Below are 24387 nucleotides of genomic sequence, written 5' to 3'. Positions count from 1 at the left end.
CATGAGCACAATACGTCAGAGAGGTAGCTTTTCGTTACTTGGCAGCGTCCTGCTTGCAGCTCTTGTCGCGGGCTGCTCGGGCTTCGGCAACGACGTCTCGCTGCCGGCCAATGCACCGCGGGTCCTCGGCCCGGACCGAGACCGGGATCACCTCCGGCTCGTGAGGGCGTTCGGCGGCGAAGGCCGGGCCCCGCAGCTCCAGCAGATGCTGACCGACGTGACCAACCGGCTCGTGATGGCCACCGACAGGCCCGACGAGGCCTTCCAGGTGACGATCCTCAACTCGCCGGTGGTCAATGCCTTCGCGCTGCCGAACGGACGGCTTTACGTGACGCGAGGGCTCCTGGCGCTCGCCAACGACACCTCGGAGGTTGCGGCCGTGCTCTCGCACGAGATCGCGCACGTCACCCTCCGTCATGCATCCCAGCGCAGCGAATTGCAGGCCCGCTCGGACCTGATCGAACGCGTGGCCGAGAACGTGCTGAACGATGCCGAAGAGGCTGCCATGGCCCAGAGCCAGGCCCGTTCGGCCCTGGCCAGCTTCTCGCGGGCGCAGGAGCTCGAGGCGGATCAGACCGGCGTGAAGGTCCTGGCGCGGGCGGGGTTCGACCCCTACGGGGCTCCGCGCTTCCTGACGGCCCTCGGACGCTCGAGCGCCAGTTCGGATTCGTCGACCGCCGAACGGAACGCTTCCCACCCGAGGACGGACGACCGGGTGGCGCGAGCGCTCCAGGCGGCGCGGCGGACGGGCATGGAGGGAACAGGCGAAACGGGTCGCCTCGCCTATCTGACGGCCCTCGACGGCCTCTCCTATGGCGATGATCCGGCCGACGGCGTCGTGAAGGGCCGCCGTTTCATCCATTCGAGGCTCGGCGTCGCCTTCGAGGCACCGGAGGGCTTCACCCTGGAGAATACCTCCCAGGCCGTGCTGGGCTCTTCCGGCGACAGCGAGCGCCGCCTCCTGTTCGATGCCGCCGATACGCCGCTCGGTCAGAGCTTGGAGGACGTGCTGCGGTCAACCTGGACGGATACGATCGAGCCCGGCACCCTGACGATCGGCACGGTGAACGGCCTGCCCGTGGTCACCGCCCTGTCGAACGGCAAGGAATGGACCTTCCGCCTCTCAGCCATCCGGATCGGCAATACCACGTTCCGGCTCATCATGGCGACCCGGGGGAACAGGGGAGACCTGGAAGCCATCTTCCAGCAGACCCTCAACAGCGTCCGCCAGGTGCAGCCCGACGAGGCCCGCCGGATCAGGCCGCTGAAGCTGCAGATCGTCACCGCCCAGCGCGGCGACACGGTCCAGAACCTGGCGGCCCGGATGCCCGTCGACCGGGCACTCGACAAGTTCCTGCTGCTCAATGGTCTCAACAGGAACGACACGATCAAGATCGGCGAGCGCTACAAGATCGTCGTCGAGTAGGCGTTCAGGATCGACAAAAGAAATCGGCGAGGTGGTTGCCCGCCTCGCCGTTCGAAATCCTGATCTTTTTCAGCTCTTAAACGAATGCGCCCGAGGCCTGGGGGTATTTTTCGACCAGAGCGCGCTTGAGCTTTTCCAGGGCCCGGTTCTCGATCTGGCGCACGCGCTCCTTCGAGATGCCGAGCCGGTCGCCCAGGAACTCCAAGGTCACCTGCTCGTCGTCGAGACGACGAGCGCGCAGGATCCGCAATTCGCGCTCGTTGAGCACTTCCAGCGCCTGCTGCAGCCAGCGCACGCGGCGCTCGGTGTCGATCACGTCGGTGACGCTCTCGTCGGGCAGCGGGCTGTTGTCGACCAGGAACTCGACGCGTTCGGCGGAATTGGATGCGTCGGCGTCCAGGACGGGCGCATTGAGGGACGTGTCGGGCGCCGAGAGACGGGCGTCCATGAGGGCCACGTCGGCTTTGGACACGCCGATCGCCTCGGCGATCTTCGCATGCACGTCCGACGAGATCCGCTCCTCGCCACCACGAGTCAGGCGGGCGCGCAGGCGGCGCAGATTGAAGAAAAGCGCTTTCTGGGCGGAACTCGTTCCTCCGCGGACGATTGACCAATTGCGAAGGATGTAATCTTGCACGGAGGCGCGGATCCACCAGGTCGCATAGGTCGAGAAACGAACTTCGCGTTCAGGCTCGAAGCGAGCGGCGGCTTCGAGAAGCCCCACATGGCCTTCCTGAACGAGATCGGCCATCGGCAGGCCGTAGTGACGGAAACGGGCTGCCAGCGCGATCACGAGGCGCATGTGGGCAGCAGTCAGTTGATGAAGCGCCGCTTCATCGCGGTTCTCTTTCCAGCGCACAGCAAGAAGATGCTCCTCTTCCCTTTCGAGAAAAGGTGCATTCATGGCAGCGCGGACGAACCGGCGGCGAACCCCTGAGATTTCTCCCATTGTGTGCTCTCCCTTGGCAGAGACACAACGAGCGAGGCCGCGAAAAGTTCACTTCTCACAGCCAAGTTTTGCAAAATAGATTCCGAGCCTTGGAAAACAAGGCTTCGGCAAAGAAAAAGCCCGGCTTGGAGCCGGGCTTTTTGCGGGATGGAAGGCGCCTCGGATCAGGCGGCTTCTTCCTGAAGGTCGTCGCCTTCGGCTTCGGCGCCCTTGGCACGACGCGGGGACTTGGCAAGGCTCTGCTCGATGAGCTTGAGGGCTTCCGTGTCCGTGATCTTGTTCACTGCGGCGATCTCGCGAACCACGCGGTCGAGGGCGGATTCGTAGAGCTGGCGCTCGCTGTAGGATTGCTCGGGCTGAGCCTCGGAGCGATAGAGATCGCGCACGACCTCCGTGACGGCGATCAGGTCGCCGGAATTGATCTTCGCCTCGTATTCCTGCGCGCGGCGCGACCACATGGTGCGCTTCACGCGAGCACGACCCGTCAGCACGTCCAGAGCCTTTTGCACCAGGGCCGGTTCGGCAAGCTTGCGCATGCCCACGCTGGAAGCTTTACCGGTCGGAACGCGAAGGACCATCTTGTCCTTGTCGAAGGAGACCACGTAGAGCTCCAGCTTGAAGCCTGCAATTTCCTGCTCTTCGATGGCCGTGATGCGGCCGACACCGTGAGCGGGATACACAATCGCTTCACCGGACTTGAACCCAAGGCGCTGGGCGGACTTCTTGGCGGTTGTCATGCGAGAGAGGCCTCCTTGCATGGTCCTCGCTTGGCAGCGAGGAAGCTGTGGTTCCACTGGGCAGGGACCCAGGGGAACGAGGATCGAGATTGAGCATCACGGAACTTGACTATTCCGCTCGTCTCCCTGATGTAAGCCAGCGGCTAAATACGCTCATACCCTTGACCAAGGCAGCGACGCTCCCTTAAGTCAAAGGACGCGAATCTTTGCTTCAATTATGCGAACCGCCGGTCTGCAGAGACGGTGCACGGCTTGAGCGCAAGCGACGGCATTTGCGGACCCTATCACAGTCCGGCCGAAAAAGCAAAAATATTTCAACGGGCAGCGTAAAGCAGGCCCTTTATGGCCGCGCTTTGAAATCTAACGCATCGTAAGGAAACTGGTTCCGCGTTCCGCTGCCGGCAGGTCGGGATGCGAAGCGGACGGGAGGCGTCCTAGGCGGCGGCCTCCCCGGGTCCGCTATTAGTCGCCCTCACCCGGATTGGCCGAGAAATACGTCTCGAACTTGCCCGCAACGCCGTCGAACTCCTTGGCGTCGGCAGGCGCATCCTTCTTGATGGTGATGTTGGGCCAGCTCTTGGCCATGTCGGCATTGAGCTTGAGCCATTGCTCAAGGCCCGGCTCCGCATCCGGCTTGATCGCCTCGGCGGGGCATTCCGGCTCGCAGACGCCGCAATCGATGCACTCGTCGGGATGGATGACGAGCATGTTCTCGCCCTCGTAGAAGCAATCGACCGGGCATACCTCGACGCAGTCCATGTATTTGCACTTGATGCAATTTTCAGTGACGACGTAGGTCATGCACGGTCCTTCGAGGGTCTGTTCGAAAGTCAACGAAACGGCGTTATGCCGCCGCTCTAGCCCTTGTCGGGGTCGCTGACAAGCGCTGCGTTGTCCTGGTTGAGGTCTATGTAGAGCTGCCTTGCTTCGGGCGCAGGGCCGCGCCGCTCGCCGAGGCTTTCGACCCGGACCACCAGGGTCGTCCGGGCCAGCGCGAGAGTGATCACGTCACCGATGGCAACCGCCTTGGCGGCATTGTCGGTGCGCTGGCCGTTGAGCCGGACGAAGCCGCCGGCGACCAGCTTGGCCGCCAGCGTCCTGGTCTTCGCGAAGCGCGCGAACCACAGCCACTTGTCGAGCCGCTGCCGGTCCTCACGCATGCACGTCACATCCTCACTTCTTGTTGTCTTCGAGCTGCGCCTTGAGGGCCATCAGCTTGGCGAAGGGCGAGTTCGGGTCCGGCTGCTTCTCGCGACGCTCGTGTCCACCCTCCCGGCGGTTGTCGGGGCGCTTGTCGGGACGGGGTCCACGACGTTCCTCGCCGCGACGATCCTCCCCACGGCCGGGGCCGCGCGGCAGGCGGTTCTGCGGACGCCCGCCCTCCCCTTGCGCCTCGCGGCGCTCGGGACGCGGACGGCGCTCGCCGGGCTCGCCCTGGGCTTCGCCGCCATGACGCTGGCGACGCTCGCCGCGCTCCTGGTGACGTCCGCCGCGGGCGTCGCGGCCATGCCGGGCCTGCCCGCCCTCGTGGTGGCGGCGACCCTGGCGCCAGACCTCGATCATCTCAGGCTCGGCCGGGGTTTCAGCCGCAGGAACCTCGGACGAAGCCTCGACGGGAGCCAGCAACTGGCCTTCGGGGGAAGCCACGGCCTCGGCGGCGCTCGTCGCCAACTCCTGCTCCGAGACGCTCGCCTCAGGCTCGGCCACCGCGACGGCCCCGATCTCTTCCGTACCGACAGCGGTTTCGGTGGTCTCGGTCGGAGCGGCAATGTCACTCTCGACAGCAGCGGCCTGCGGCTCGACGACCTTCGGAGCCTCGACGAGCGGGACGGTGATGGCGGGTCCGGGCCGGCGGTCCATCACGTAGCCGAGGGACTTGAGGATCGTGGCGAAGTCCTCGCCGGCGCAGCCCACGAGCGAGGTCATGGACACGGTCGGGACGAAGCTCTCCCCGTCGGCCGCACCGGCCGGGGGCTCGCCAGGGGTGATGCCGGGACGGTAGGCGATGGCGGGACGGATCAGGTCAGCCAAGCGCTCCAGGATGTCGACGCGCACGGCGCGGCCGCCGAGCACGCGGAAGCCGGCCGCGCGATAGAGTCCGTGGGCGATCTCGGGATCGACCGGGATCGAGGTCCGGCCGGACTGGGCGAGATGGGCGATCTCGTCGATGCCCTTCTGGTCGAGGCCGCCGTTCCGCAGGGCCCAGAGCTGGGTCGCCAGGACGCGGGGCGCCGGCTTCAGGAGAGCGGGCAGGTAGAGGTGATAGGCGCCGAACCGGATGCCGGCCTTGCGCAGGGCACCGCGGGCATCCTGGTCGAGGCTGCGCACGTCGTTGAGGACCTTCGCGCGCTCCAGAACGCCCAGGGCCTCGCCGATCTGGAACCCGATGCCGCGGGCAAGGCCCGTCAGCTCGGCGCTGTCCTCGAGCTGCAGCAGCGGTCCGAGCAGGCGCACGACATAGGCCTTCAGCCAGGCGCGCAGGCGTGTGTCCACTTTCTCCCGGGCCGAGCCCGTGAGGTGCTCGTCCGAGAGGATGCGCACGCGGGGCTCGAACAGCTTGTCGCCGGCCTCCAGCTTGGCGACCGGGTCGCCCATCCAGCGGATCGTGCCGTCGTTCGACAGCACGAGCATGGCATCGGGAGCCTCGGCGAACCGGTCAGCCCGCGCTTCGATCTCCCCGGCCAGGGCCTTGCTGGCCGCGTTGCGCAGGGTCTTGGCCTCCGTGGTGTCGGCCTGGGGATCGGGCACGAAATGAAAGCCGTGCAGGTGACCGATATGCTGACCCTCGACGGTGACGTCGCCGGTGGTCGTAATTTCCGCTTCGAGCATCGTTTTCTCTCTCAAGCGCCGCATGAGAACGCTCGTCCGCCGGTCGATGAATCGTTGGGCGAGGCGTTCATGGAGCGCATCCGATAGCTTGTCCTCTACCTGACGCGCAACATCCTGCCAATGCTCTGGATCCTTCAACCAGTCGGGACGGTTAGCGACGAAGGACCAGGTCCGGACCTGGGCGATGCGGTTGGAGAGGGTGTCGATATCCCCATCGGTCCGGTCCATGGCGGACAGATGGCGGGCGAACCAGTCGGCCGGGATGGCCCCATCCTTCATGAGGAAACGATAGAGCTGGCCGACGAGATCCGCATGAGTCTGCGGGGAAACCTTCCGGTAATCCGGCACCTGGCAGATCTGCCAGAGCCGTTCCACGGCATATTGGGTGCGGGTCATGGCCCGGATGTCGTCCTCCCGGGCCAGGACCTCGAGGGCGGTCACATCCTCGCCGGTGGGCGCCCGCACGAGACCGTGCTCCCTCGGCTGCGTCCCGAGGGAATCGCGCAGGCGGGCGAGCGAGGAGAAATCCAGGTCCGGATTGCGCCATTGCAGGATCCGCACCGGGTCGAAGGTATGATTTTCGAGCGCCTCGACGGTTTCCGCATCGAAAGGCGGACAACGGCCCGTGGAGCCGAAGGTGCCGTCGCGCATGTAACGGCCGGCGCGGCCGGCGATCTGGGCGAGTTCCGGATTGTTGAGCTTGCGGAACTGGAACCCATCGAACTTCTTGTCGGACGCGAACGCCACATGGTCCACGTCGAGATTGAGCCCCATGCCGATGGCATCGGTGGCGATGAGGTAATCCACGTCCCCGTTCTGGTAGAGCTCGACCTGGGCGTTGCGGGTCCGGGGCGACAGGGCGCCCAGCACCACAGCGGCGCCGCCGCTCTGGCGGCGGATCAGCTCGGCGATGCCGTAGACCTCCTCGGCCGAGAAGGCCACGATGGCCGAGCGGCGGGGCAGGCGCGAAACCTTCTTCTCGCCTGCGAAGGACAGCTTCGACAGGCGCGGCCGCGTGACCACGTGCACACCGGGGATCAGCGCCTCGATCAGGGGGCGCATGGTGGCCGAGCCGATGAGAAGCGTCTCCTCGCGTCCGCGCTGGTTCAGGAGGCGGTCGGTGAACACGTGCCCCCGGTCCAGATCGCTGGCGAGCTGGATCTCGTCCACGGCCACGAAGGCGAGATCGAGATCCCGCGGCATGGCTTCGACGGTGGAGATCCAGTAGCGCGGCCGGTCCGGCTTGATCTTCTCCTCGCCCGTCACCAGGGCGACGTTGTGATGCCCCGCCTTCTCCACCACGCGGTTGTAGACCTCGCGCGCCAGGAGGCGCAGGGGCAGGCCGATCATGCCGCTGTCGTGGCCGAGCATGCGCTCGATGGCCAGATGGGTCTTGCCGGTGTTGGTGGGGCCGAGCACGGCGGTCACGCCGCGCGCACGCACTTGCGGAGGAAGGGAACGACGGGACATGCCTGGATGACGGGTAATGCTGAAAAGGTCCCGGAGTGAGAGCCGAGAGGCTTTAGAGCCGGAGACCGGCGCCAGGAGCCTTCCCTACGAAGCAGCCTCGGGCCCATGCGGCAGGCTGCGGTTAGCCCCTTATATGGTGCCGCAGCCCGCTTTCGCTACCTGAAACAACATGAATCGCGAGGGGTTTTCAGGACTTACTGGACGACCTCCGCCTTGATGGTCTCGTCGGCCTTCATGGTCTTTCGGGACGGTGCAGGCGATTTCCCGTCCTCCAGGGACCAGAGAGAAGCCTGCATCTCGCCCATGCCGATCATGGTACGCACCGAGACCTTGAGCGGAAAGAGCACGCGCGGTCCTTCGACGGGCGCCAGCCATACGGACATGTCCTTGTTGTCCTGCATGAATTTCGTGCCGGGACGTTCGCTCCGGTGCCCGGAAATCGGCACGTAACGGGCATTGCATACCAGGACAGGCCCGGAATAACCCGGTACCTCGACCTTCTTCGTCTCCGCATAGGAGAGGACCACGTTCAGGCGGGAGGCGCCGTCGAAGACCGGGATGGTCCGGTCGCAATTGGCCGGGTCGGTCAGGTTCTTCGACGCCATGGCCGGCATGAGCAGGGCACTCATGGGATCGACCACGCCCTTCTTGTCGGCTGCCTTGACGGGAACCCGGTCGGGCTTGGGCTCCAAGGGCGGATCGATCTCGACCTGGGCCACCCGGCCGCTCCTGATCCCCATGCGGACGACGCGCTGGTTGTCCGAGGTCTTCGACACCACGGAGAAGGTGTTCGAACGGGGCGGCGCATCGCCGTCCAGGGTGCCGGAGGCATTGGCCTCGCCCCGGCCGCCGGTCAGGATCATGGCGAGCCCGGTCAGCTTCGCCCGCCCCTCCATCTCGTATTTCGGTCCCTTGAAGGACGACGACAGGTCGGCCTTACCCAAGGGCAGACCTGCCAGGGTGATGTCATAGCTCACTTTCAGGGTCTGGGCCGGCCCCGTCTGGGCTTGCGCGAGCGCGCCCGATCCGGCGAAAGCCAAGGTCATGAGAGCTGAGGCGATGAGGCGCATGGAGGCTGTCCTGATAGTCTATTCCGTTGCATCGCACGAGATTCGGAATAAATCATGACCTCGGTGCTTCAAAAAAACGAGATGCGGCGTCGCACTATTCTTGACGTCCTCCCCTTTTTTGGCCTATAGGCTCGCACCTTCCAAGGACTTCTGGTGTCCGGCCGCGCGGGATCTGCGATCAGGCAAACCCGCGAATTCGAGGTCGCGACCCTTTATAGACGAATAGGATTGAACCCATGTCGCGCCGTTGCGAATTGACCGGCAAGGCCGTGCTGAGTGGCCACCTGGTGAGCCACTCGAACCGCAAGACGAAGCGGAAGTTCCTGCCGAACCTCTGCAACGTCACGCTCCAATCTGACACCCTGCAGCGCTCCGTGCGCCTGCGCGTCTCCGCCAATGCGCTCCGCTCGGTCGAGCATCGCGGCGGCCTCGACGCCTTCCTGGCCAAGGCCAAGGCTGGAGAGCTCTCCACCACCGCCCTCGCTGTGAAGCGCGAGATCGAGAAGAAGCTCGCTGCAGCGAGCTGATCTCCGATCGTCAGTGAATCGGCTTTGCGGGCGGCCTCGGTGCCGCCCGTTTTGCGTTGCATGAAGCCTTAGCTGTTGGCTCAAGAGAAACCGATGATGACAAAGCTCGACCGCCGCGACTTTCTCATTGCCCTTGCGGCAATGACCCTCGTCGTCCTCTCGTCGAACATTCTGGTCCAATATCCCTTCCAGCACTTGGGCCTGGACAATTACCTGACCTGGGGCGCCTTCAGCTATCCGTTCTCGTTCCTGGTCACCGATCTGGCGAGCCGGCGCTTTGGCCCTCAAGGCGCCCGCCGGGTGGTTTATGTCGGCTTCGCGCTGGCGGTGGCACTCTCGGTCATCCTCGCATCGCCTCGCATCGCGATCGCCTCGGGGGCGGCCTTCCTGACCTCTCAGCTCCTCGACATCCAGATCTTCTTCCGCCTGCGCGGTCATGCCTGGTGGATGCCGCCCTTCGTGTCTTCCGTGATTTCCTCGGCCCTGGACACGGCGATCTTCTTCTCCTTCGCCTTCTATTGCGGCGTGGTGCCCGGCCTCGGCCTCACCATCAGCGACGCGCTCGGACATGTCGGCATCGCGGATCAGTGCATCGCCCTGCCCTGGACCAATCTGGCGGTGGCCGACTATCTGGTGAAGCTCGCGCTCGCGGCGATTGCGATTGCTCCCTATGGGGCGGTCCTGCAGCTCATGCGCTACGACGCGAAGCGTCACCACCACCGGACCGCTTGAGCACCGCGCCGGGATCTTACGAACCTCCGCCAGGAAGAGTCGAAGGATAGCCGATCTCGCGGATCTCTTCTGCGAGGTCGGTCATGCTCCGATCCGGGTTCAGTGCGTGGACGAGGTCCGATTCGAGCGTTCGGTGGGCATAGATCGCGTCGATGGCCGATGCCACCAGAGCCTTCCCGTAATACCCCTCCGCCCAGGCCTGATAAGTGCGCGGATTACCATCCAAGATGGATAGAACACGTCGCGCCTCATTCCGATCGCCATGCGATGAGTGTCGCGCCGGCCAGCCGCCCCATCCCTCGCTTTCCCACGTTGCCCATCGGCAGAACGTCGCCTTCTCGAAACTGAAGGCGGGCTCTTGAAGAGCGGCATGGAATTCCGCCGGAACGGTTTGGAGCAGGCTCGGTTCGGTGGACGGGCGCTCCATGCGCATCCCAACCGCATGTCCCCTGACGAACACGCCATGGGGATTGAAGAGGATGAAGCAGTTGTCGCCCTCGCCGTTCCGCATCGAAGCCATCATCTCGCCCTCTCCCCAATGCGCATTGAAGGAGTGGTAGCGCAGATCCCAATCCGGCATGAGAATCGCGTCAAGCGTGGCCAGCGCCTGACAAAGGCGGGAGAGCTTACGAGGCCGGCACGGCGCCATCACGAAGCCCTCGTTCACCATCAGCCCACAAGGCGCCGCTCACCGAGCTGACCGTCAGAGAACCTCTTCCGCATAAGGCGGGTGGGGAATGGCCTGATGGGCCGCGCGCAGGGCCGCCGACCACCGCTCGCGCAGGTCGCGGAAATACGGCTCGTCTTCCTGGATCCGGTAGGTCACCTGCGCCTTCAGGGCATCGCGCCTCGCCACCACGATGTCGATCGGCAGGCCGACGCCGAGATTGGACTTCAGGGTCGAATCCATCGAGATGAGGCCAAGCTTCAGGGCCTCCACGAGGCTGGTGCCGTGGGAGATCGCCCGGTCGAGGATCGGCTTGCCGTATTTCGGCTCCCCGATCTGCAGGAAGGGCGTATCGACGGTGGCCTCGATGGCATTGCCGGCGGAATAGACCTGATAGAGCCGCATGGGGCTCGATCCGATCTGCCCGCCGAGCAGCATGGTGACGTCGAAGGTCATCTGGCGCTTCTCGATCTCGACCCCGTCCACCTCGTAGACCTGACGGATGGCGCGGCCGACGAGCTGGGCCGCCTTGAACATGCTGGGCACCGTCAGGAGTGTCTCGACCACGCCGGTTTCGGAATTCTCGAGCCCTTCGGTCAAGAGCGACATGACGGACTGGCTGGCCGACAGATTGCCGGCGGTGGCGAGCGTGATGATGCGCTCGCCGGGGTTCTCGAACAGGTGCAGCTTGCGGAAGGTCGCGATGTTGTCGACGCCCGCATTGGTGCGCGTATCCGCGATCATGACGAGGCCGTCCCGCACCAGGATGCCGACACAATACGTCATGGGTGTTCCTCCTGGGGCCCTCTGGTCGAGTTGCTCTGTTGTCGAGGCCATTCTCACGCCTGTGATTGACGGGCGCTTTCGATCCTCAAACGAACGTCGAGCGCTTCACGGGTGATACCGTAATAGCTTCCTCGAACCGGGGCCGCATCAAGATAATCGAGTCCGATGGCCAGTCGGACATAATGTTCTGTTGCGGAAACAGCATTGGCAGGGTCGAAACTCACCCAGCCGAGATCCGGAATATAGGCCTCGACCCAGGCATGGCCGGCCTCCTGCTCAATCTCGCCGGGCTTATGCAGATAACCGGAAACATAGCGGGCGGGGATCTCGAGGCAGCGTGCCGCGCTCAGGAAAACATGGGTGAAGTCCTGACAGACCCCATGGCCTGCCGCGAAAGCGTCCGCGCCCGTGGTCGTGGCGCTGGTGGCCTGCGTGTCGAAGCGCAGGCGCGCGGGGATGGCGCCGAGGAGCGCATGGGCCTGGTCGAGCGGATTGGTGAAACGGCCCGCCGTGAGCTCGGCGAACTCGCGAATGGCGGCGTCGGCCCGGGTCAGCGGCGTATCCCGCAGGTAGAAGATCTCGGGGAAGCGTTCCACCCCTCCCCGGATGATCCCGGCCGTGTCCGTGGTCTCGATCTCGCCGGCCACATGCAGGGTGATCTGGCTCAGGGGACCGGAGACGGACAGGCTGTGGACGATGTTGCCGTACCAGTCCTCCCGGCGCATCAGCCGGGCATCGCCGTCCATGTCGATGTTCCAGGACAGGACGGTCTGGCTGTCGCAGCCTCGCGGCGTCAGCCGCAGGAGCTGGATCGCCGACTTGGCGGGCTCGCTGTAGTGATAGACCGTCTCGTGAGTGATGCGGATGCGCATGGCTCAGCACAGATACTGGTTCGTGATGGCCTGCCCGAGCCGGTTGTTCTCGGCAAGAAAGTCCTGCAGGAACTCGTGCAGCCCGTGCTGGAAGATGTCCTCGATGTTCTGGTTCGCGAGGCGCGCATGCGTCGCCCGCGCCTGTCGCTGGGCCGCACCCGACGTTCCGTAACGGTGAGAGATGTCGTCCAGGTGGCGGGACAGGAACGCGTAGCAGGCGGCGAGTGAGCGCGGCATCTCCTCGCGCAGGATCAGCAGATCCGCCACGAGCCAGGGCCGCAGGTTCTGGTGATAGACCCATTGATAGCTCACCAGCGCCGAGACCGAGCGCAGGATGGCGGCCCATTGGTAATAATCGATGCCGCCGCCCACCGCCGCATCCTGCGGCAGGAGCACGTGATACTTCACATCCAGCACCCGCGCGGTGTTGTCGGCGCGCTCGATGTAGACGCCGAGCCGCGAGAACCAATAGGCATCGTTGCGCAGCATCGTTCGCATGGCCGAGCCGTCGTAGCGCAGCGAGGCTTCCTTCACGAGGTTCAGGAAACGGGGAAGATCCTCGACGTTGATCTTCTTCGACCGGTAGCGGCGCAGGTCGAGCCAGGCGGAGTTGATCGCCTCCCACATCTCGGAGGTGAGCGCGGACCGCACGGAGCGGGCATTCTGCCGCGCCGTGTCGAAGCTGCTCTGGATGCTCGACGGATTGGCCTCGGAGAAGGCCAGGAACTCGATCACGTTCTCGGGCGTCGCATCCCCATGGACGGCGCGGAACTGATCGATGCCGCCGGCCGTGACGAGGGCCGATTCCCATTCGTTGGTCTCGACGCCGTTATAGGAGATCGGCATCGAGGCCATGCGATAGGCGACATCGAGAATGCGCGCCGTGTTCTCGGCCCGCTCCACGTAGCGGGAGAGCCAGTAAAGGCTGTCGGCATCACGACTCAGCACGCGAAACGCTCCCGCTCATTCACTCAGCACCCAGGTATCCTTGGTTCCGCCGCCCTGGCTCGAATTGACCACGAGCGACCCTTCGGTCAGGGCCACGCGGGTGAGCCCGCCGGGCACGAGCCTGACGCCGTCGCGGCCCGTCAGGACGAAGGGGCGCAGATCCACGTGGCGGGGCGCCAGCCCCTTCTCGGTGAAGATCGGGCTCGTCGAGAGGGCCAGCGTCGGCTGGGCAATGTAATTGTCCGGATTGGCGAGGATCCGCGCCTTGAAATGCTCGCGGGCTTCCGCGCTCGCATGCGGTCCCACCAGCATGCCGTAGCCGCCCGAGCCGTTGACCTCCTTCACGACGAGTTCGTGCAGGTTGTCGAGCACGTAGGACAGCGCCTCCCGCTCGCGGCAGCGCCAGGTCGGCACGTTCTTCAGGATCGGTTCCTCGCCCATGTAGAAGCGCACGATGTCGGGCACGTAGGAGTACATGGCCTTGTCGTCGGCTACCCCCGTTCCGGGCGCATTGGCGATGGCGACGTTACCGGCGCGATAGGCGGCGATCAGGCCCGGCACACCCAGGGCGGAATCCGGACGGAAGACCAGCGGGTCGAGGAAGTCGTCGTCGATGCGGCTGTAGATCACGTCGACGCGCTTCGGCCCCTCGGTGGTGCGCATGTAGACCATCTCGTCGCGCACGAAGAGGTCACGTCCCTCGACCAGTTCCACGCCCATCCGGTCGGCCAGGAAGCTGTGCTCGTAATAGGCGGAATTGAGCGAACCGGGCGTGAGGAGAACCACGGTCGGATCCCAGGGAGAACTCGCCGGCGCGACCGATTTGAGGGTGCCCAAAAGCTCGTCGATATAATTCTCGATAGGCCGGATGCGCTGCATTCCCACGAGTTCGGGGAAGAGGCGCATCATCACCTCCCGGTTCTCCAGCATGTAGGAGACCCCGGAGGGCGTACGCAGGTTGTCCTCGAGCACATAGAAATCCTGGTCGTCGACCCGGACGATGTCGATCCCCGCCACCTGCACGTAGATGTCGCTGTTCAGGGACAGCCCGTGCATCTGCGGGCGGTAATAGGGATTGAGATAGACGAGCTCCGGCGGAATGATTCCGGCGCGCAGGATCTCCCGCGGCCCGTAGATGTCCTTCAGGAACAGGTTGAGGGCCTTCACGCGCTGTTCGAGGCCCTGCGAGAGTCGCTTCCATTCCTTGCCCGAGAGGATGCGCGGGATGATGTCGAAAGGGATCAGCCGCTCCTCGGCTTCCGTGTTGCCGTAGACCGCGAAGGTGATCCCGACCCTGCGGAAGAAGAGCTCCGCTTCCTCGCGGCGATGCTCCAGCAAGTGCGGCGGGGCGGATTTCAGCCAGTCCTGGAGGATCCGGTAGGCATCCCTGCTCTGGCCGTCATGGCCGCTCATCTCGTCGAAGACCGCCCGTGCCGCCACCGGATCTCCTCAAGCCTCGAAGGCGGACACCCGGCGCAAAAATTGGCAACGGGCCCGCGTGAAGGGAGCTTAGTATCGTGAAACCCGACGTTTCAAGCACGACGAAGGATAGAGGCAGGCAAAGAATGATGAGAAAAAAGGCGAATTGCCTATGCGTAAGGCAGGGTCAGCCGAGAAGGGAAAACTCGAGCAGCACGGTTTTCTGCAGAGAGCTGAAATTGTCGTCGGAGATGAGGGACAGAACGGTATCTCGGCCTTCCCTATGGATCGCCAGCCCCTCCATGTTGTCGACCTGATGCGAGGCTTCGCTCTCGTAGAGAACGTTGCCGTCGACACGGGCCCCTGCCTTCAGCGCAGCCGCCTCGATGCGGCGAAGGCGGCAGCCGAAAAAGCCGAATAGCGAGAAGCGGCGCTCCAGGATCACCGCATCGCCTTCGGGAAGGAAAGCGAGATCGGTCACCGCATAGCCGCCGGAAAGAGCGATCTCGAAAGCGCCCTGCCGCGGGCCCGTCAGGATGAAACCGCTGCCGCCTTCGGCGATTCCGACGAGCGCTCCATTCAAGGGCGAGCGCCGGGGCGCAACGCCGAGAGCCTCCAGGCCGCCGTTGCTCGGCAGATCCTTCACCGCCTGCGGCACGGGAATCGGAACGCCGCGAACGATGCTGCCCGTATCCGTCCGCTCGAATTTGATCACCGCGTGGTTGCGCTCGACGCCGACATAGGCGGCATTGCCCGCAAGCGCGAGGCTCTCCGTGTCGTAATAGCGCGAACGCCGCAACGGAACGCCGTTGCTCAAAATCAGGGGCGACAGCACTGGGTTCGACAGGCCCGAGAGCCGTCCGTCCGATGTCTCGACCCGGGCCTTCAGCACCTGCGCATTGTCGGCGAGCGCAATGAGGTCCTGCCCGTCGGGCGAGCGCCAGAGCCCGGAAAAGCCGCCGAAGGCCGACACCCGCGAGCGCAGATCGATTCCGGAGCGGAACATCAGGGCGCCGAAGCGGGAGCGATCAGGATCGGTGGTGGAGAGGCGGCTGATCGGCCGCGCCTCCACGTCGATGGAGGTCGCGCTCCGGAAAGCTTGCGGCCGCTGCGCGAGAGCGACGCCCGTGCAGGCCAGGGTCGCGGCGGCAGCACCGCCGCCGATCAGGAAATTCCGCCGGGTCAGCCTCAAGCGACGGCCCTGCGGCGGAATGCTCCGCGGGACGGGGGCGCTGCGTTCTCCTCGAACAGCTCCGCAAGCTTCTCGGTCATGACGCCGCCGAGTTCCTCCGCGTCGACGATGGTCACCGCGCGGCGGTAATAGCGGGTCACGTCGTGACCGATGCCGATGGCGATGAGCTCCACGGGCGAGCGGGTCTCGATCTCCTCGATGATGAAGCGCAGGTGCCGCTCGAGATAGTTGCCGGGATTGACCGACAGGGTCGAGTCGTCCACCGGCGCGCCGTCCGAGATCACCATCAGGATGCGCCGCTGCTCGGGCCGACCCAGTAGGCGCTTGTGCGCCCAATCAAGCGCCTCGCCGTCGATGTTTTCCTTGAGCAGGCCCTCGCGCATCATCAGGCCGAGATTCTTGCGCGCACGCCGCCAGGGCGCATCCGCCGACTTGTAGATGATGTGGCGCAGATCGTTCAGGCGGCCGGGATTGGCCGGCTTGCCGTTCTGCAGCCACATCTCGCGGGATTGGCCGCCCTTCCAGGCGCGCGTCGTGAAGCCGAGGATCTCGACCTTCACGCCGCAGCGCTCAAGGGTACGGGCGAGAATGTCCGCGCAGGTAGCCGCGACCGTGATCGGGCGCCCGCGCATGGAGCCGGAATTGTCGAGGAGCAGCGTCACCACCGTGTCGCGGAAGTTCGTGTCCTGCTCCTGCTTGAAGCTCAGGGGCTGGTACGGATCCATGATGATGCGCGGCAGGCGCACGGGATCGAGGGTTCCCTCCTCCAGGTCGAATTCCCAGGAGCGGTTCTGCTGCGCCATCAGGCGGCGCTGCAGGCGGTTCGCGAGACGCCCGACCACGCCCTGGAGATGGGCGAGCTGCTTGTCGAGATAGGCACGAAGGCGCGTGAGCTCGTCCGCATCGCAGAGATCCTCCGCGTGGATGATCTCGTCGAACTTGTTGGTGTAGGCCTTGTAGTCCGGGCCGCGGGCCTCGTTGGAGCGCGACGGCGGACGCCAGGACTCGCCGGCATCTTCAGAATCCGCTTCCTCGGATTCCTCGGGCATCTCTCCGGAAGGACCATCGGCCTCTTCCGTCGCGCCGTCCTCCATCTCGTCGCTCGAATCCTCGCTGATCTCCACGTCGGCGCGGTCGCCCTGGCTCTCCTGCTCGGATTCGCCTTCGCCCTGGCTCTCCTGCTCCTCGGATTCGTTCTCGTCCTCGTTCTCCTCGTCCTCGGAATCGAGGGCCGCTTCGTCGGCCATGTCGAGGGAGGAGAGCATGTCGCGGATGTTGCGGGCGAAGCTGCGCTGGTTCTCGATGTTCTTGAGAAGACCGTCGAGATCGTGCCCGGCGCGGTCCTCGATGAAGTCGCGCCAGAGATCGACGATCTTGGTGGCCGACGCGGGTGGCTTCTCGCCGGTCAGGCGCTCGCGCACCATGAGGGCGAGTGCATCCTCGAGCGGCGCATCGGCCCGGTCGGTGATCTCCTCGTACTTGCCGCCGCGATGGTAGCGGTCCTCCAGCATGGCCGAGATGTTGGACGAGATGCCGGCCATGCGCCGCGAGCCGATGGATTCCACGCGCGCCTGCTCGACCGCATCGAACACCGCGCGGGCCGCCTGCCCCTCGGGGGCGAGTTTCCGGTGCAGGGCGGTGTCGTGGCAGGCGAGGCGAAGTGCCATGGCGTCGGCATTGCCGCGCAGCACCGCCACGTCCTGCGAGGTCAGCCGCCGGGGCGGCTCCGGCAGGCGCGCCTTGTCCTGCCCCATGAGCACCGGACGGTCGGACGCGTAGGCGACCTCGAGGTCGGGCTTGCGGGCGATCGCCTTCATGGTGCCGGCGATGGAGCGCTTCAGCGGCTCCGCCGGCGCTTCCTTCTTCTCACCCGGCTTGCGGTTCGAGATGGACATCTCACCTCTCCTGACGCCCGTTTCGTGTCATCCCCGCGGAAGCGGGGATCCATCACCACGACAGCATGGGGATGGTTGCTGCGTATCCATCTGATCCTGAAACGTTGGCGTTTCAGGATTCCGGGCCCGGCTTGGGCCGGCCCGGAACGACAGGGCTGGTTTTACGACAGCACCATATTCACGGCGCTCTCCGGCAGTTCCTTGCCGAAGGAGCGCTGATAGAACTCGGCCACGAGGGTGCGCTCGAGCTCATCGCACTTGTTGAGGAACGTCACGCGGAACGCGAAGCCCGTGTCGCCGAAGATCTCGGCATTCTCGGCCCAGGTGATCACCGTGCGCGGGCTCATGACGGTCGAGAGATCGCCGTTCATGAAGGCCGAGCGGGTGAGGTCGGCCACGCGCACCATCTTGTTGACGATATCCCGGCCGGACGCATCCTCCTGGTAGTGCTTCGCCTTGGAGAGGACGATGTCCACTTCCTTGTCGTGCGGCAGGTAGTTGAGCGTCGTGACGATGGACCAGCGGTCCATCTGGCCCTGGTTGATCTGCTGCGTGCCGTGGTAGAGGCCCGACGTGTCGCCGAGGCCAACCGTGTTGGCGGTGGCGAAGAGGCGGAAGGCCGGGTGAGGCCGGATCACGCGCTTCTGGTCGAGCAGGGTGAGCTTGCCAGACTGCTCCAGCACGCGCTGGATCACGAACATCACGTCCGGGCGGCCGGCATCGTATTCGTCGAACACGAGGGCCACGTTGTTCTGCAGGGCCCAGGGCAGGATGCCGTCCTGGAAGGCGGTGACCTGCTTGCCGTCCTGCAGCACGATGGCGTCCTTACCGACGAGGTCGATACGCGACACGTGGCTGTCCAGGTTCACGCGCACGCAAGGCCAGTTGAGGCGAGCCGCCACCTGCTCGATATGGGTCGACTTGCCGGTGCCGTGATAGCCCGTGATCATGACGCGGCGGTTGCGCGCGAAGCCGGCCAGGATGGCAAGGGTCGTATCCCGGTCGAAGAGATAATCGGGATCGAGATCCGGCACGTGCTGCTCGGCTTGCGAAAAGGCAGGAACTTCCAGATCCGAGTCGATCCCGAAGACCTGTCGCACGGACACCTTCATGTCAGGCAGAAGGGTCGCTGTCTCGGTTTGTGCCGTCATAGGGGCCTCTCGGTCTTTGAAGTTTGTCTCGAAAACGTCACGGGCTTCTTAACCTCCATGACGGAATGGCGCAATTTCCTAATGCGCGCGTCTGCCTTGCCTAAAAGGCTACCATTTCAGCACAGGCCGGCGCTCTTGAGGGCATCGTGCGCCTTGATGATGTCGCGCAGGCGCTCCTCGAAGGATCGGTCGCCGCCGTTGGCATCCGGGTGGAAGCGCTTCACCAGGGACTTGTACTGAGCCTTGATGGCGGGACCGTCGGCGGTCTCGTCGAGCCCGAGGATGTCCAGCGCCCGGCGCACGGCCCCGCTGTAGCGCGGGCGTTTCGGCTCGGGCTTGGCCCGACTGGTCCGAGCCTGGGTGAAGTCCTCGCCCTTGAGGATGCCGAGGGGATCAAAATAGCCCCAATCCCGCGGTTCGGCCTTGGCATTCTGCTCCTCGCCCTGGCCGGACCCGTTCATGCCCATGGTCCAGGTCGGACGGTGGCCGATGATGGAATCCTTCTGGAAGGCCGCGACGGCAGAATCCGACATGCCGGCGAAGTAATTGTACGAGGCGTTGTATTCGCGCACGTGCTGGAGGCAGAAGCGCCAGTACTGGCCCTCCCGATCCCGCCCCTTGGGCGCGCGGTATTCTCCTGCCGCCTTGCAGGACGGATGCTCGCAAACGGGACCCTTGGCCTCCTGCGGCTCTTCGCAGGAAGGCTTGATCCGGATACGGTCGAAAAAAGGCGAGTTGAGATCCATGATTCAGTGATTATGAGTGGCTTGGGGCCTTGAGCCAAGGCCTGAACGCTTTTCGCCGCAGACCCGTTCAAAAAGGTTTTACAAATCAGCATGACCCTTCAGCACTGGATCACACAGACTTTGCAGGAGAGCCTGCAGCCGACCGAGCTGACCGTCATCGACGAATCAGAAAAGCATCACGGCCATGCCGGGTGGCGGGAAGGCGGGGAAACTCATTTCCAGGTTTATATCGTGTCGCAGGTCTTCTCCGGCAAGAGCCGGGTCGAGCGTCACCGGCTCGTGAACGGGGTCTTGAAAGGCGCCTTCGACAGGGGGCTGCACGCCTTGGCGATCCAGGCCAAGGCGCCGGGGGAGTAAGCCTCGAGCGTCATTCCCGACCGAAGCGACGGCCGGGACTGACGCCCGCTCACGCCATCACCGGCACAAAGCCGGTGACGACGTCGCGGGTATTCTCACAGGACGGAGCTATGCGGCTTCGTCACTTGATCCGCTCGAGCACGCTTACGTAATTCGCCACGGCCGCGCCGCCCATGTTGAAGATGCCGCCGAGCTTCGGGTTCCTCACCTGGATGCCGCCGGCCTCCTCGCAGAGTTGCATGGCGGAGAGCGCGTGCATCGAGACGCCGGTGGCCCCGATGGGATGGCCCTTGGCCTTGAGGCCCCCGGAGGGGTTCACGGGCAGCCTGCCGTCCCGGTTCGTCCAGCCTTCCTTGACGGCTATCGCACCCTGACCGGGGGCCGTCAGGCCCATGGCCTCGTACTCGATGAGCTCCGCGATGGTGAAGCAGTCGTGGGTCTCGACGAAGGAGAGATCGGTGAGCTGAACGCCCGCCTGGGACAGGGCCCTCCGCCAGGCCTCCGCGCAGCCCTCGAACTGGACGATGTCGCGCTTCGACATGGGCAGGAAATCCTGCGCATGGGCCGTAGCCCGGAAGGCCACCGCCCGCTTCATGCGAAGCGCCGTCTCGGTATCGGCCAGGATCAGGGCGGCGGCTCCGTCGGACACGAGCGAGCAATCGGTGCGCTTCAGGGGACCGGCGACGTAAGGGTTCTTCTCGCTCTCGGCACGGCAGAAATCGAAGCCCAGATCCTTGCGCATCTGCGCGTAAGGGTTGTCGACGCCGTTCCTGTGGTTCTTGGCCGCGATCAGGGCAAGCGCATCCGACTGGTCCCCGTAACGCTGGAAGTAAGTGCCGGCGATCTTGCCGAACACGCCCGCGAAACCGCCCGGCGTGCCGCCGTCCTCCGGCAGGTAGGAGGCCTTGAGCAGGATGTTGCCGATCTCCGGCCCCGGCGTCTTCGTCATCTGCTCCACGCCGACCACCAGCACGGTCTTGGCGCGGCGCGCCTCGATGGCCTTGATCGCCTGGTGCACCGCGGCCGATCCCGTTGCGCAGGCATTCTCGACCCGTGTCGCCGGCTTGAAGCGAAACCTGTCGCTGGCCTGGAAGACCAGGGAGGCGGTGAAATCCTGGGCCGAGAAGCCCCCGTTGAAATGGCCGAGCACCACCTCGTCCACGTCCTCCGGGCCGAGGCCCGCATGCTCCAGCGCCTCGTTGGTGACGCGGACGATCAGGCTTTCGACGGACTCGGTGTCGAGCTTGCCGAAGGGGGTATGGGCCCAGCCGACGATGCAGGCAGTCATGGATGTCTCCTCGGGGATCGTGTTGTTGAACGACAAGGTGGCCCTCTTTGGGGCCTTCAGCAAGTCGGACATTCCATGCCCGGGCCTGGATCGGGTCTTGAGCCTGGCCCGTTCCTGTCGTTCATCGGTGGCTTACGCGAATCACGAAGGACAATCCCATGCGCCTGTGTGTCTTCTGCGGGTCCAGCAGCGGCCAGGATCCCGTTTACCTCGCAGCCGCCCGGTCGCTCGGCGAGGCCTTGGCGGCTCAGGGGATCGAGCTGGTCTATGGCGGCGCCTCGGTCGGGCTCATGGGCGCGGTCGCCGATGCGGCCCTCGAAAAGGGCGGCCATGTGATCGGCGTCATGCCGCAGGCGCTGGTGGACAAGGAGATCGCCCATCGCTCCCTGAGCGACATGCGGGTGGTGAGCTCCATGCACGAGCGCAAGGCCCTGATGGCGGAACTCTCGGACGGCTTCATCGCCCTGCCCGGGGGCTTAGGCACCTTTGAGGAATTGTTCGAGGTCTGGACCTGGGCGCAGCTCGGCTACCATCGCAAGCCCTGCGCTCTCCTGAATGCCGGCGGCTTCTACGACAAGCTGACGGATTTCCTGGACGATGTGGTCGAGCGCGGTTTCGTGAAGCCGATCCACCGGGCGATGCTGATCGTCGAGGAGGAGCCTGTCGCGCTGATCGCGGCCGTTCGCGCCTACGAGCCGCCGAAGGTCGACAAGTGGATCAAGGCGGGCGAGCGGTGATCGAGATCGTCACCGCCCTGGTTCGCGACCCGCATGGGCATGTTCCGCTCGTGCGCAAGCGCGGCACGGCGAGCTTCATGCAACCGGGCGGTAAGCGCGAACCGGGCGAGAGCGATCTGGAATCATTGGCACGGGAACTTTCCGAGGAACTCGGCTGCGGTCTCGTTCCGGGTTCCGCGAGCAAGCTCGGAATCTTCGAGGCTCCGGCGGCGAACGAACCAGGGCAACGGGTGCGGGCCGCCATCTACGCGGCCCGTCTTGAGGGCGTCATCTCCTGCAAGGCCGAGATCGAAGACCATGTCTGGATCGACCCGCGCGAACCGGGCGACACGCCGCTGGCACCGCTCACGCGGGACACCGTCCTGCCTCTCGCCCAGTCCCTGAACGAGAGCGATCAGGCCTTGTAGGCGCCCACATCCTCGCTGAGATGGGCGTTGTTCGCCTCGCGGATCCTGGCGGCTTCCTCGTCGTAGAGGAAGGGCAGGAAGGCGAAGCGGCGCCCTTCGGTCACGCGTGACACCGCGTGCAGCAGCGGGCAGGAGAACACCACCGCGCCGCCGGGCGAAGCCTTGTAGCTGCGCGATCCGTATTCGGGGAAGCTCACCTCCCCGCCATCGAAATCGTCGTTGAGGTTGATGGAGACCGCGAAGTGGCGATGGGCCGTGCCGCTCGTCGTGTTGTCGCGGTGCGCGCGGAAGTGCCCGCCATCCTCCGCCGCGTAGCAGGAGACGATATAGCGCTCCATGCGGGTCGGCTTGAAGAAGTGCACCCGCTCGATCTCCGGATTGATGCGGCGGATGATGCGGTGCTGCACCTGCCGGATCAGGTTCGGGTCTTCGATCGTGTAGTCCTTGCGGCGCTTGTGGTTCGGATCATGGGCCGCGACGGTCTTGCCGTCGACCTCGCGCATGAAGCCCGATTCCTGCCCGCCATGCTGCTCATAGAGGCCGATCAGGTGCCGGCAGAATTCCGGCTCGAATACGTCCGGAATCACGAGCACGGGCGCCGGGATCTCGAACCCGGCGAACCGGTCCACCGGCGGCAGGTCGCGCAGGTAGGCCATCACCTTCTCCCGATCGCTGCCGTCCGGTTCGAACGGGAACATGGCGCGTACGCGCAGGGTGGGGTTGAGGACCATCCAGAAGCGGCGGATGGGGACCTGCGACTGCTCGGGCGAGATGTTGCGCGGGAGAGCCCCGTAGAGGCGCCCGATCGCGCCGTCGAAATCCCAGAAATGGCGAATGCCGGGGATGACCTGCTTGGCCCGCGCTTCCGCCTCGTCCGAGGGATCGACGCTCACACCGAAGATCGCGATCCTGTCGTCGTCGAACAGGTCGCGGTGCGTCTCCTGGAACGACGCCAGAGTCGCGCTGCCGATCTCGTCCGAACCCGTTCCATAGAAGCACAGGACGATGTAGCGCCCGGCCACCGTATCGAAGCTGAACCGCGGGTTGCTGGTCGAATTCTGCTTGAACCAGGGAACCGGATCACCGGCCTGGAGGATGCGGTAGGCCGGTTGTACGGTTTCGGAAGCGGCGGAATCGATCATCAATACAGTCCAGGCACGGCAGAGCGATATGGTATCTCGTTTATTATGGTACCTTTGTCACAGCGGCAAGTTACCTTTGCGCCAGGATCTTACCTTTGCGCCAAGAGCAGGAGGCCGACGCCTGCGAGGATCAGCAGCATTCCGGCCAGCTCCCGCCGCGTCGTCGCCTGCGCCAGGAAGCGGTGGGATACGGCCTGCGCCATCAGGACCTCGACGAGAGCGAGCGTGCGCACATTGGCGGCCGTCGTGAGCGCGAAGCCGATGAACCAGAACTGGGAGGCCAGCGCCCCGAGGAACCCTGCTCCCAGCGAGGGGCGCCAGGCTTTGAAGCTCGCGACCAGGGCCTTGCGGTCCAGAAGCCCAAGCCAGATCATGAGAATAACCGTCTGCAGGCCCAAGCCCCAGACCAGGGTCGTGGAGGCCCGGATCAGCGGAGAGCCCTGGTCGAGCGACAGGATGGCGCCGCGAAAGCCGATGGCCGCCAGGGCGAAGAAAGCGCCCGAGGCGAGGCCGAAGACAACCGGCTTCGCGCCCGAGGACGTGAGGCTCGTGCCCGGCTTCACGGACATGAGCAGAACGCCCGAGGTCGCAACCGCTATAGCGAGCGCCATGGCGAGCGTGAGATGATCGCCGAGCAGCACCAGCCCGAACAGGGCCACCTGGACCGGCTCGGTCTTGGTGTAGGCCGTGACCACCGAGAAGGCGCGCTCCCGCATGGCCGCGAGCATGAGGGCCGTGGCCAGGATCTGGGTGACCGCTCCGGTAAGGGCATAGGCCAGGAAGGTCGCATTGGGCCCTGGAACAACCTCTCCGGTCACAAGGTTCATTACGGCCAGGGCCAGGAGGGCGAAGGGAAACCCATAGAGGAATCGAACCTGGGTCGCGCCCACGGTCCCGATGGTCTCGGTCAGGCGCCGCTGGGTGGCGTTGCGGCCGGTCTGGGCCGCGGCTGCGGCCAGGGTCACCGGGATCCAGAGGAGGGATGTTGTCATATCGATCTTCAAACCGCGCCGCTCTTGCCACTCTCTTGACACGAATTT

Annotated in this window: 24 protein-coding genes; 6 read left to right on the top strand and 18 right to left on the bottom strand. The window is 65.0% G+C overall.

Annotated elements, in window-relative coordinates:
- Position 1 precedes the first annotated feature (1 nt).
- On the top strand, positions 2-1426 hold the full coding sequence (locus tag U0023_RS09965) for a M48 family metalloprotease (RefSeq protein ID WP_009493391.1): 1425 nt from the start codon (positions 2-4) through the stop codon (positions 1424-1426).
- Positions 1427-1502: 76 nt separating this feature from the next.
- Here the strand turns inward: U0023_RS09965 and U0023_RS09960 are convergent, their stop codons facing one another.
- From U0023_RS09960 to U0023_RS09935, 6 genes are all read right to left on the bottom strand, one after another.
- A complete protein-coding gene (locus U0023_RS09960; protein WP_009493393.1) occupies positions 1503-2375 on the bottom strand; it encodes an RNA polymerase factor sigma-32 in 873 nt (290 codons plus the stop codon).
- Between the two features lie 164 nt (positions 2376-2539).
- Positions 2540-3112: a CarD family transcriptional regulator gene (locus tag U0023_RS09955; RefSeq protein WP_009493395.1), complete on the bottom strand. Its 573-nt coding sequence runs from the start codon at positions 3110-3112 to the stop codon at positions 2540-2542.
- Between the two features lie 462 nt (positions 3113-3574).
- Complete coding sequence (gene fdxA, locus U0023_RS09950; RefSeq protein ID WP_009493396.1) at positions 3575-3913, bottom strand: ferredoxin FdxA; 339 nt, start codon at positions 3911-3913, stop codon at positions 3575-3577.
- Between the two features lie 56 nt (positions 3914-3969).
- A complete protein-coding gene (locus U0023_RS09945) occupies positions 3970-4272 on the bottom strand; it encodes an RNA-binding S4 domain-containing protein (RefSeq protein WP_009493398.1) in 303 nt (100 codons plus the stop codon).
- A 13-nt stretch (positions 4273-4285) separates the two neighbouring features.
- Entirely contained in the window at positions 4286-7411 is a 3126-nt protein-coding gene (locus tag U0023_RS09940) for a helicase-related protein (RefSeq protein WP_322883780.1), read from the bottom strand.
- 194 nt (positions 7412-7605) lie between these two features.
- Positions 7606-8481 carry a DUF3108 domain-containing protein gene (locus U0023_RS09935; RefSeq protein WP_009493400.1) on the bottom strand — a complete coding sequence of 292 codons (876 nt, stop codon included), beginning with the start codon at positions 8479-8481 and terminating at the stop codon, positions 7606-7608.
- Positions 8482-8717: 236 nt separating this feature from the next.
- On the opposite strand from U0023_RS09935, the gene rpmB reads away from it, so the two are divergent.
- Positions 8718-9008: a 50S ribosomal protein L28 gene (gene rpmB, locus U0023_RS09930; protein ID WP_009493402.1), complete on the top strand. Its 291-nt coding sequence runs from the start codon at positions 8718-8720 to the stop codon at positions 9006-9008.
- Between the two features lie 93 nt (positions 9009-9101).
- Positions 9102-9740: a queuosine precursor transporter gene (locus U0023_RS09925; RefSeq protein ID WP_009493403.1), complete on the top strand. Its 639-nt coding sequence runs from the start codon at positions 9102-9104 to the stop codon at positions 9738-9740.
- A 16-nt stretch (positions 9741-9756) separates the two neighbouring features.
- Here the strand turns inward: U0023_RS09925 and U0023_RS09920 are convergent, their stop codons facing one another.
- From U0023_RS09920 to U0023_RS09880, 9 genes are all read right to left on the bottom strand, one after another.
- Positions 9757-10320 carry a hypothetical protein gene (locus U0023_RS09920; protein ID WP_154661259.1) on the bottom strand — a complete coding sequence of 188 codons (564 nt, stop codon included), beginning with the start codon at positions 10318-10320 and terminating at the stop codon, positions 9757-9759.
- Between the two features lie 123 nt (positions 10321-10443).
- A complete protein-coding gene (locus tag U0023_RS09915) occupies positions 10444-11193 on the bottom strand; it encodes a peptidase (RefSeq protein WP_009493405.1) in 750 nt (249 codons plus the stop codon).
- 53 nt (positions 11194-11246) lie between these two features.
- Positions 11247-12065: a transglutaminase family protein gene (locus U0023_RS09910; RefSeq protein ID WP_009493406.1), complete on the bottom strand. Its 819-nt coding sequence runs from the start codon at positions 12063-12065 to the stop codon at positions 11247-11249.
- 3 nt (positions 12066-12068) lie between these two features.
- Positions 12069-13013, bottom strand: a complete 945-nt coding sequence (locus tag U0023_RS09905) for an alpha-E domain-containing protein (RefSeq protein ID WP_009493407.1) — start codon at positions 13011-13013, stop codon at positions 12069-12071.
- Positions 13014-13028: 15 nt separating this feature from the next.
- Positions 13029-14426, bottom strand: a complete 1398-nt coding sequence (locus tag U0023_RS09900; protein ID WP_040639515.1) for a circularly permuted type 2 ATP-grasp protein — start codon at positions 14424-14426, stop codon at positions 13029-13031.
- Positions 14427-14619: 193 nt separating this feature from the next.
- Positions 14620-15624, bottom strand: a complete 1005-nt coding sequence (locus tag U0023_RS09895; protein WP_009493411.1) for an esterase-like activity of phytase family protein — start codon at positions 15622-15624, stop codon at positions 14620-14622.
- Complete coding sequence (gene cobT / locus U0023_RS09890) at positions 15621-17519, bottom strand: cobaltochelatase subunit CobT (protein WP_009493413.1); 1899 nt, start codon at positions 17517-17519, stop codon at positions 15621-15623. The genes U0023_RS09895 and cobT overlap by 4 nt, the downstream gene beginning before the upstream one ends.
- Before the next feature lie 161 nt (positions 17520-17680).
- On the bottom strand, positions 17681-18670 hold the full coding sequence (cobS, locus tag U0023_RS09885) for a cobaltochelatase subunit CobS (RefSeq protein ID WP_009493414.1): 990 nt from the start codon (positions 18668-18670) through the stop codon (positions 17681-17683).
- Positions 18671-18786: 116 nt separating this feature from the next.
- Positions 18787-19416, bottom strand: coding sequence for a J domain-containing protein (locus U0023_RS09880; RefSeq protein ID WP_009493415.1), 630 nt, complete (start codon positions 19414-19416; stop codon positions 18787-18789).
- A gap of 90 nt (positions 19417-19506) precedes the next feature.
- Between U0023_RS09880 and U0023_RS09875 the strand changes: the two genes are divergently transcribed.
- Complete coding sequence (locus tag U0023_RS09875) at positions 19507-19773, top strand: BolA family protein (RefSeq protein ID WP_009493417.1); 267 nt, start codon at positions 19507-19509, stop codon at positions 19771-19773.
- Between the two features lie 121 nt (positions 19774-19894).
- On the opposite strand, the gene U0023_RS09870 is transcribed toward U0023_RS09875, so the two are convergent.
- Entirely contained in the window at positions 19895-21061 is a 1167-nt protein-coding gene (locus U0023_RS09870) for an acetyl-CoA acetyltransferase (protein ID WP_040639516.1), read from the bottom strand.
- Positions 21062-21219: 158 nt separating this feature from the next.
- On the opposite strand from U0023_RS09870, the gene U0023_RS09865 reads away from it, so the two are divergent.
- Together U0023_RS09865 and U0023_RS09860 are read left to right on the top strand one after the other, a co-directional pair.
- On the top strand, positions 21220-21798 hold the full coding sequence (locus U0023_RS09865; protein ID WP_009493421.1) for an LOG family protein: 579 nt from the start codon (positions 21220-21222) through the stop codon (positions 21796-21798).
- On the top strand, positions 21795-22205 hold the full coding sequence (locus U0023_RS09860) for an NUDIX hydrolase (protein WP_009493423.1): 411 nt from the start codon (positions 21795-21797) through the stop codon (positions 22203-22205). Before U0023_RS09865 ends, U0023_RS09860 begins: the two co-directional genes overlap by 4 nt.
- Here U0023_RS09860 and U0023_RS09855 read toward each other — a convergent pair.
- Positions 22193-23347 carry a 2OG-Fe(II) oxygenase gene (locus tag U0023_RS09855; protein WP_009493425.1) on the bottom strand — a complete coding sequence of 385 codons (1155 nt, stop codon included), beginning with the start codon at positions 23345-23347 and terminating at the stop codon, positions 22193-22195. The genes U0023_RS09860 and U0023_RS09855 overlap by 13 nt on opposite strands.
- Positions 23348-23436: 89 nt before the next feature.
- Positions 23437-24339 (bottom strand): EamA family transporter, encoded by a 903-nt coding sequence (locus U0023_RS09850; RefSeq protein WP_009493427.1) that lies wholly within the window; start codon positions 24337-24339, stop codon positions 23437-23439.
- Between the last annotated feature and the right edge of the window lie 48 nt (positions 24340-24387).

Source organism: Microvirga lotononidis (assembly GCF_034627025.1).
GTDB classification, from domain to species: Bacteria; Pseudomonadota; Alphaproteobacteria; order Rhizobiales; family Beijerinckiaceae; genus Microvirga; species Microvirga lotononidis.
Note: the sequence above shows the minus strand (reverse complement) of the source record. Positions and strands in the feature narration are given on the sequence as shown.

What these genes read in the sequence shown, in the direction of transcription:
- U0023_RS09880 (WP_009493415.1), bottom strand. Translation starts at nt 19,416, where the DNA reads ATGGATCTCAACTCGCCTTTTTTCGACCGTATCCGGATCAAGCCTTCC.
- U0023_RS09960 (WP_009493393.1), bottom strand. Translation starts at nt 2,375, where the DNA reads ATGGGAGAAATCTCAGGGGTTCGCCGCCGGTTCGTCCGCGCTGCCATG.
- U0023_RS09870 (WP_040639516.1), bottom strand. Translation starts at nt 21,061, where the DNA reads ATGACTGCCTGCATCGTCGGCTGGGCCCATACCCCCTTCGGCAAGCTC.
- U0023_RS09865 (WP_009493421.1), top strand. Translation starts at nt 21,220, where the DNA reads ATGCGCCTGTGTGTCTTCTGCGGGTCCAGCAGCGGCCAGGATCCCGTT.
- U0023_RS09935 (WP_009493400.1), bottom strand. Translation starts at nt 8,481, where the DNA reads ATGCGCCTCATCGCCTCAGCTCTCATGACCTTGGCTTTCGCCGGATCG.
- U0023_RS09855 (WP_009493425.1), bottom strand. Translation starts at nt 23,347, where the DNA reads ATGATCGATTCCGCCGCTTCCGAAACCGTACAACCGGCCTACCGCATC.
- fdxA (WP_009493396.1), bottom strand. Translation starts at nt 3,913, where the DNA reads ATGACCTACGTCGTCACTGAAAATTGCATCAAGTGCAAATACATGGAC.
- cobS (WP_009493414.1), bottom strand. Translation starts at nt 18,670, where the DNA reads ATGACGGCACAAACCGAGACAGCGACCCTTCTGCCTGACATGAAGGTG.
- U0023_RS09925 (WP_009493403.1), top strand. Translation starts at nt 9,102, where the DNA reads ATGATGACAAAGCTCGACCGCCGCGACTTTCTCATTGCCCTTGCGGCA.
- U0023_RS09955 (WP_009493395.1), bottom strand. Translation starts at nt 3,112, where the DNA reads ATGACAACCGCCAAGAAGTCCGCCCAGCGCCTTGGGTTCAAGTCCGGT.
- U0023_RS09910 (WP_009493406.1), bottom strand. Translation starts at nt 12,065, where the DNA reads ATGCGCATCCGCATCACTCACGAGACGGTCTATCACTACAGCGAGCCC.
- U0023_RS09875 (WP_009493417.1), top strand. Translation starts at nt 19,507, where the DNA reads ATGACCCTTCAGCACTGGATCACACAGACTTTGCAGGAGAGCCTGCAG.
- U0023_RS09850 (WP_009493427.1), bottom strand. Translation starts at nt 24,339, where the DNA reads ATGACAACATCCCTCCTCTGGATCCCGGTGACCCTGGCCGCAGCCGCG.
- cobT (WP_009493413.1), bottom strand. Translation starts at nt 17,519, where the DNA reads ATGTCCATCTCGAACCGCAAGCCGGGTGAGAAGAAGGAAGCGCCGGCG.
- U0023_RS09940 (WP_322883780.1), bottom strand. Translation starts at nt 7,411, where the DNA reads ATGTCCCGTCGTTCCCTTCCTCCGCAAGTGCGTGCGCGCGGCGTGACC.
- U0023_RS09915 (WP_009493405.1), bottom strand. Translation starts at nt 11,193, where the DNA reads ATGACGTATTGTGTCGGCATCCTGGTGCGGGACGGCCTCGTCATGATC.
- U0023_RS09900 (WP_040639515.1), bottom strand. Translation starts at nt 14,426, where the DNA reads ATGAGCGGCCATGACGGCCAGAGCAGGGATGCCTACCGGATCCTCCAG.
- rpmB (WP_009493402.1), top strand. Translation starts at nt 8,718, where the DNA reads ATGTCGCGCCGTTGCGAATTGACCGGCAAGGCCGTGCTGAGTGGCCAC.
- U0023_RS09965 (WP_009493391.1), top strand. Translation starts at nt 2, where the DNA reads ATGAGCACAATACGTCAGAGAGGTAGCTTTTCGTTACTTGGCAGCGTC.
- U0023_RS09920 (WP_154661259.1), bottom strand. Translation starts at nt 10,320, where the DNA reads ATGCCGGATTGGGATCTGCGCTACCACTCCTTCAATGCGCATTGGGGA.
- U0023_RS09945 (WP_009493398.1), bottom strand. Translation starts at nt 4,272, where the DNA reads ATGCGTGAGGACCGGCAGCGGCTCGACAAGTGGCTGTGGTTCGCGCGC.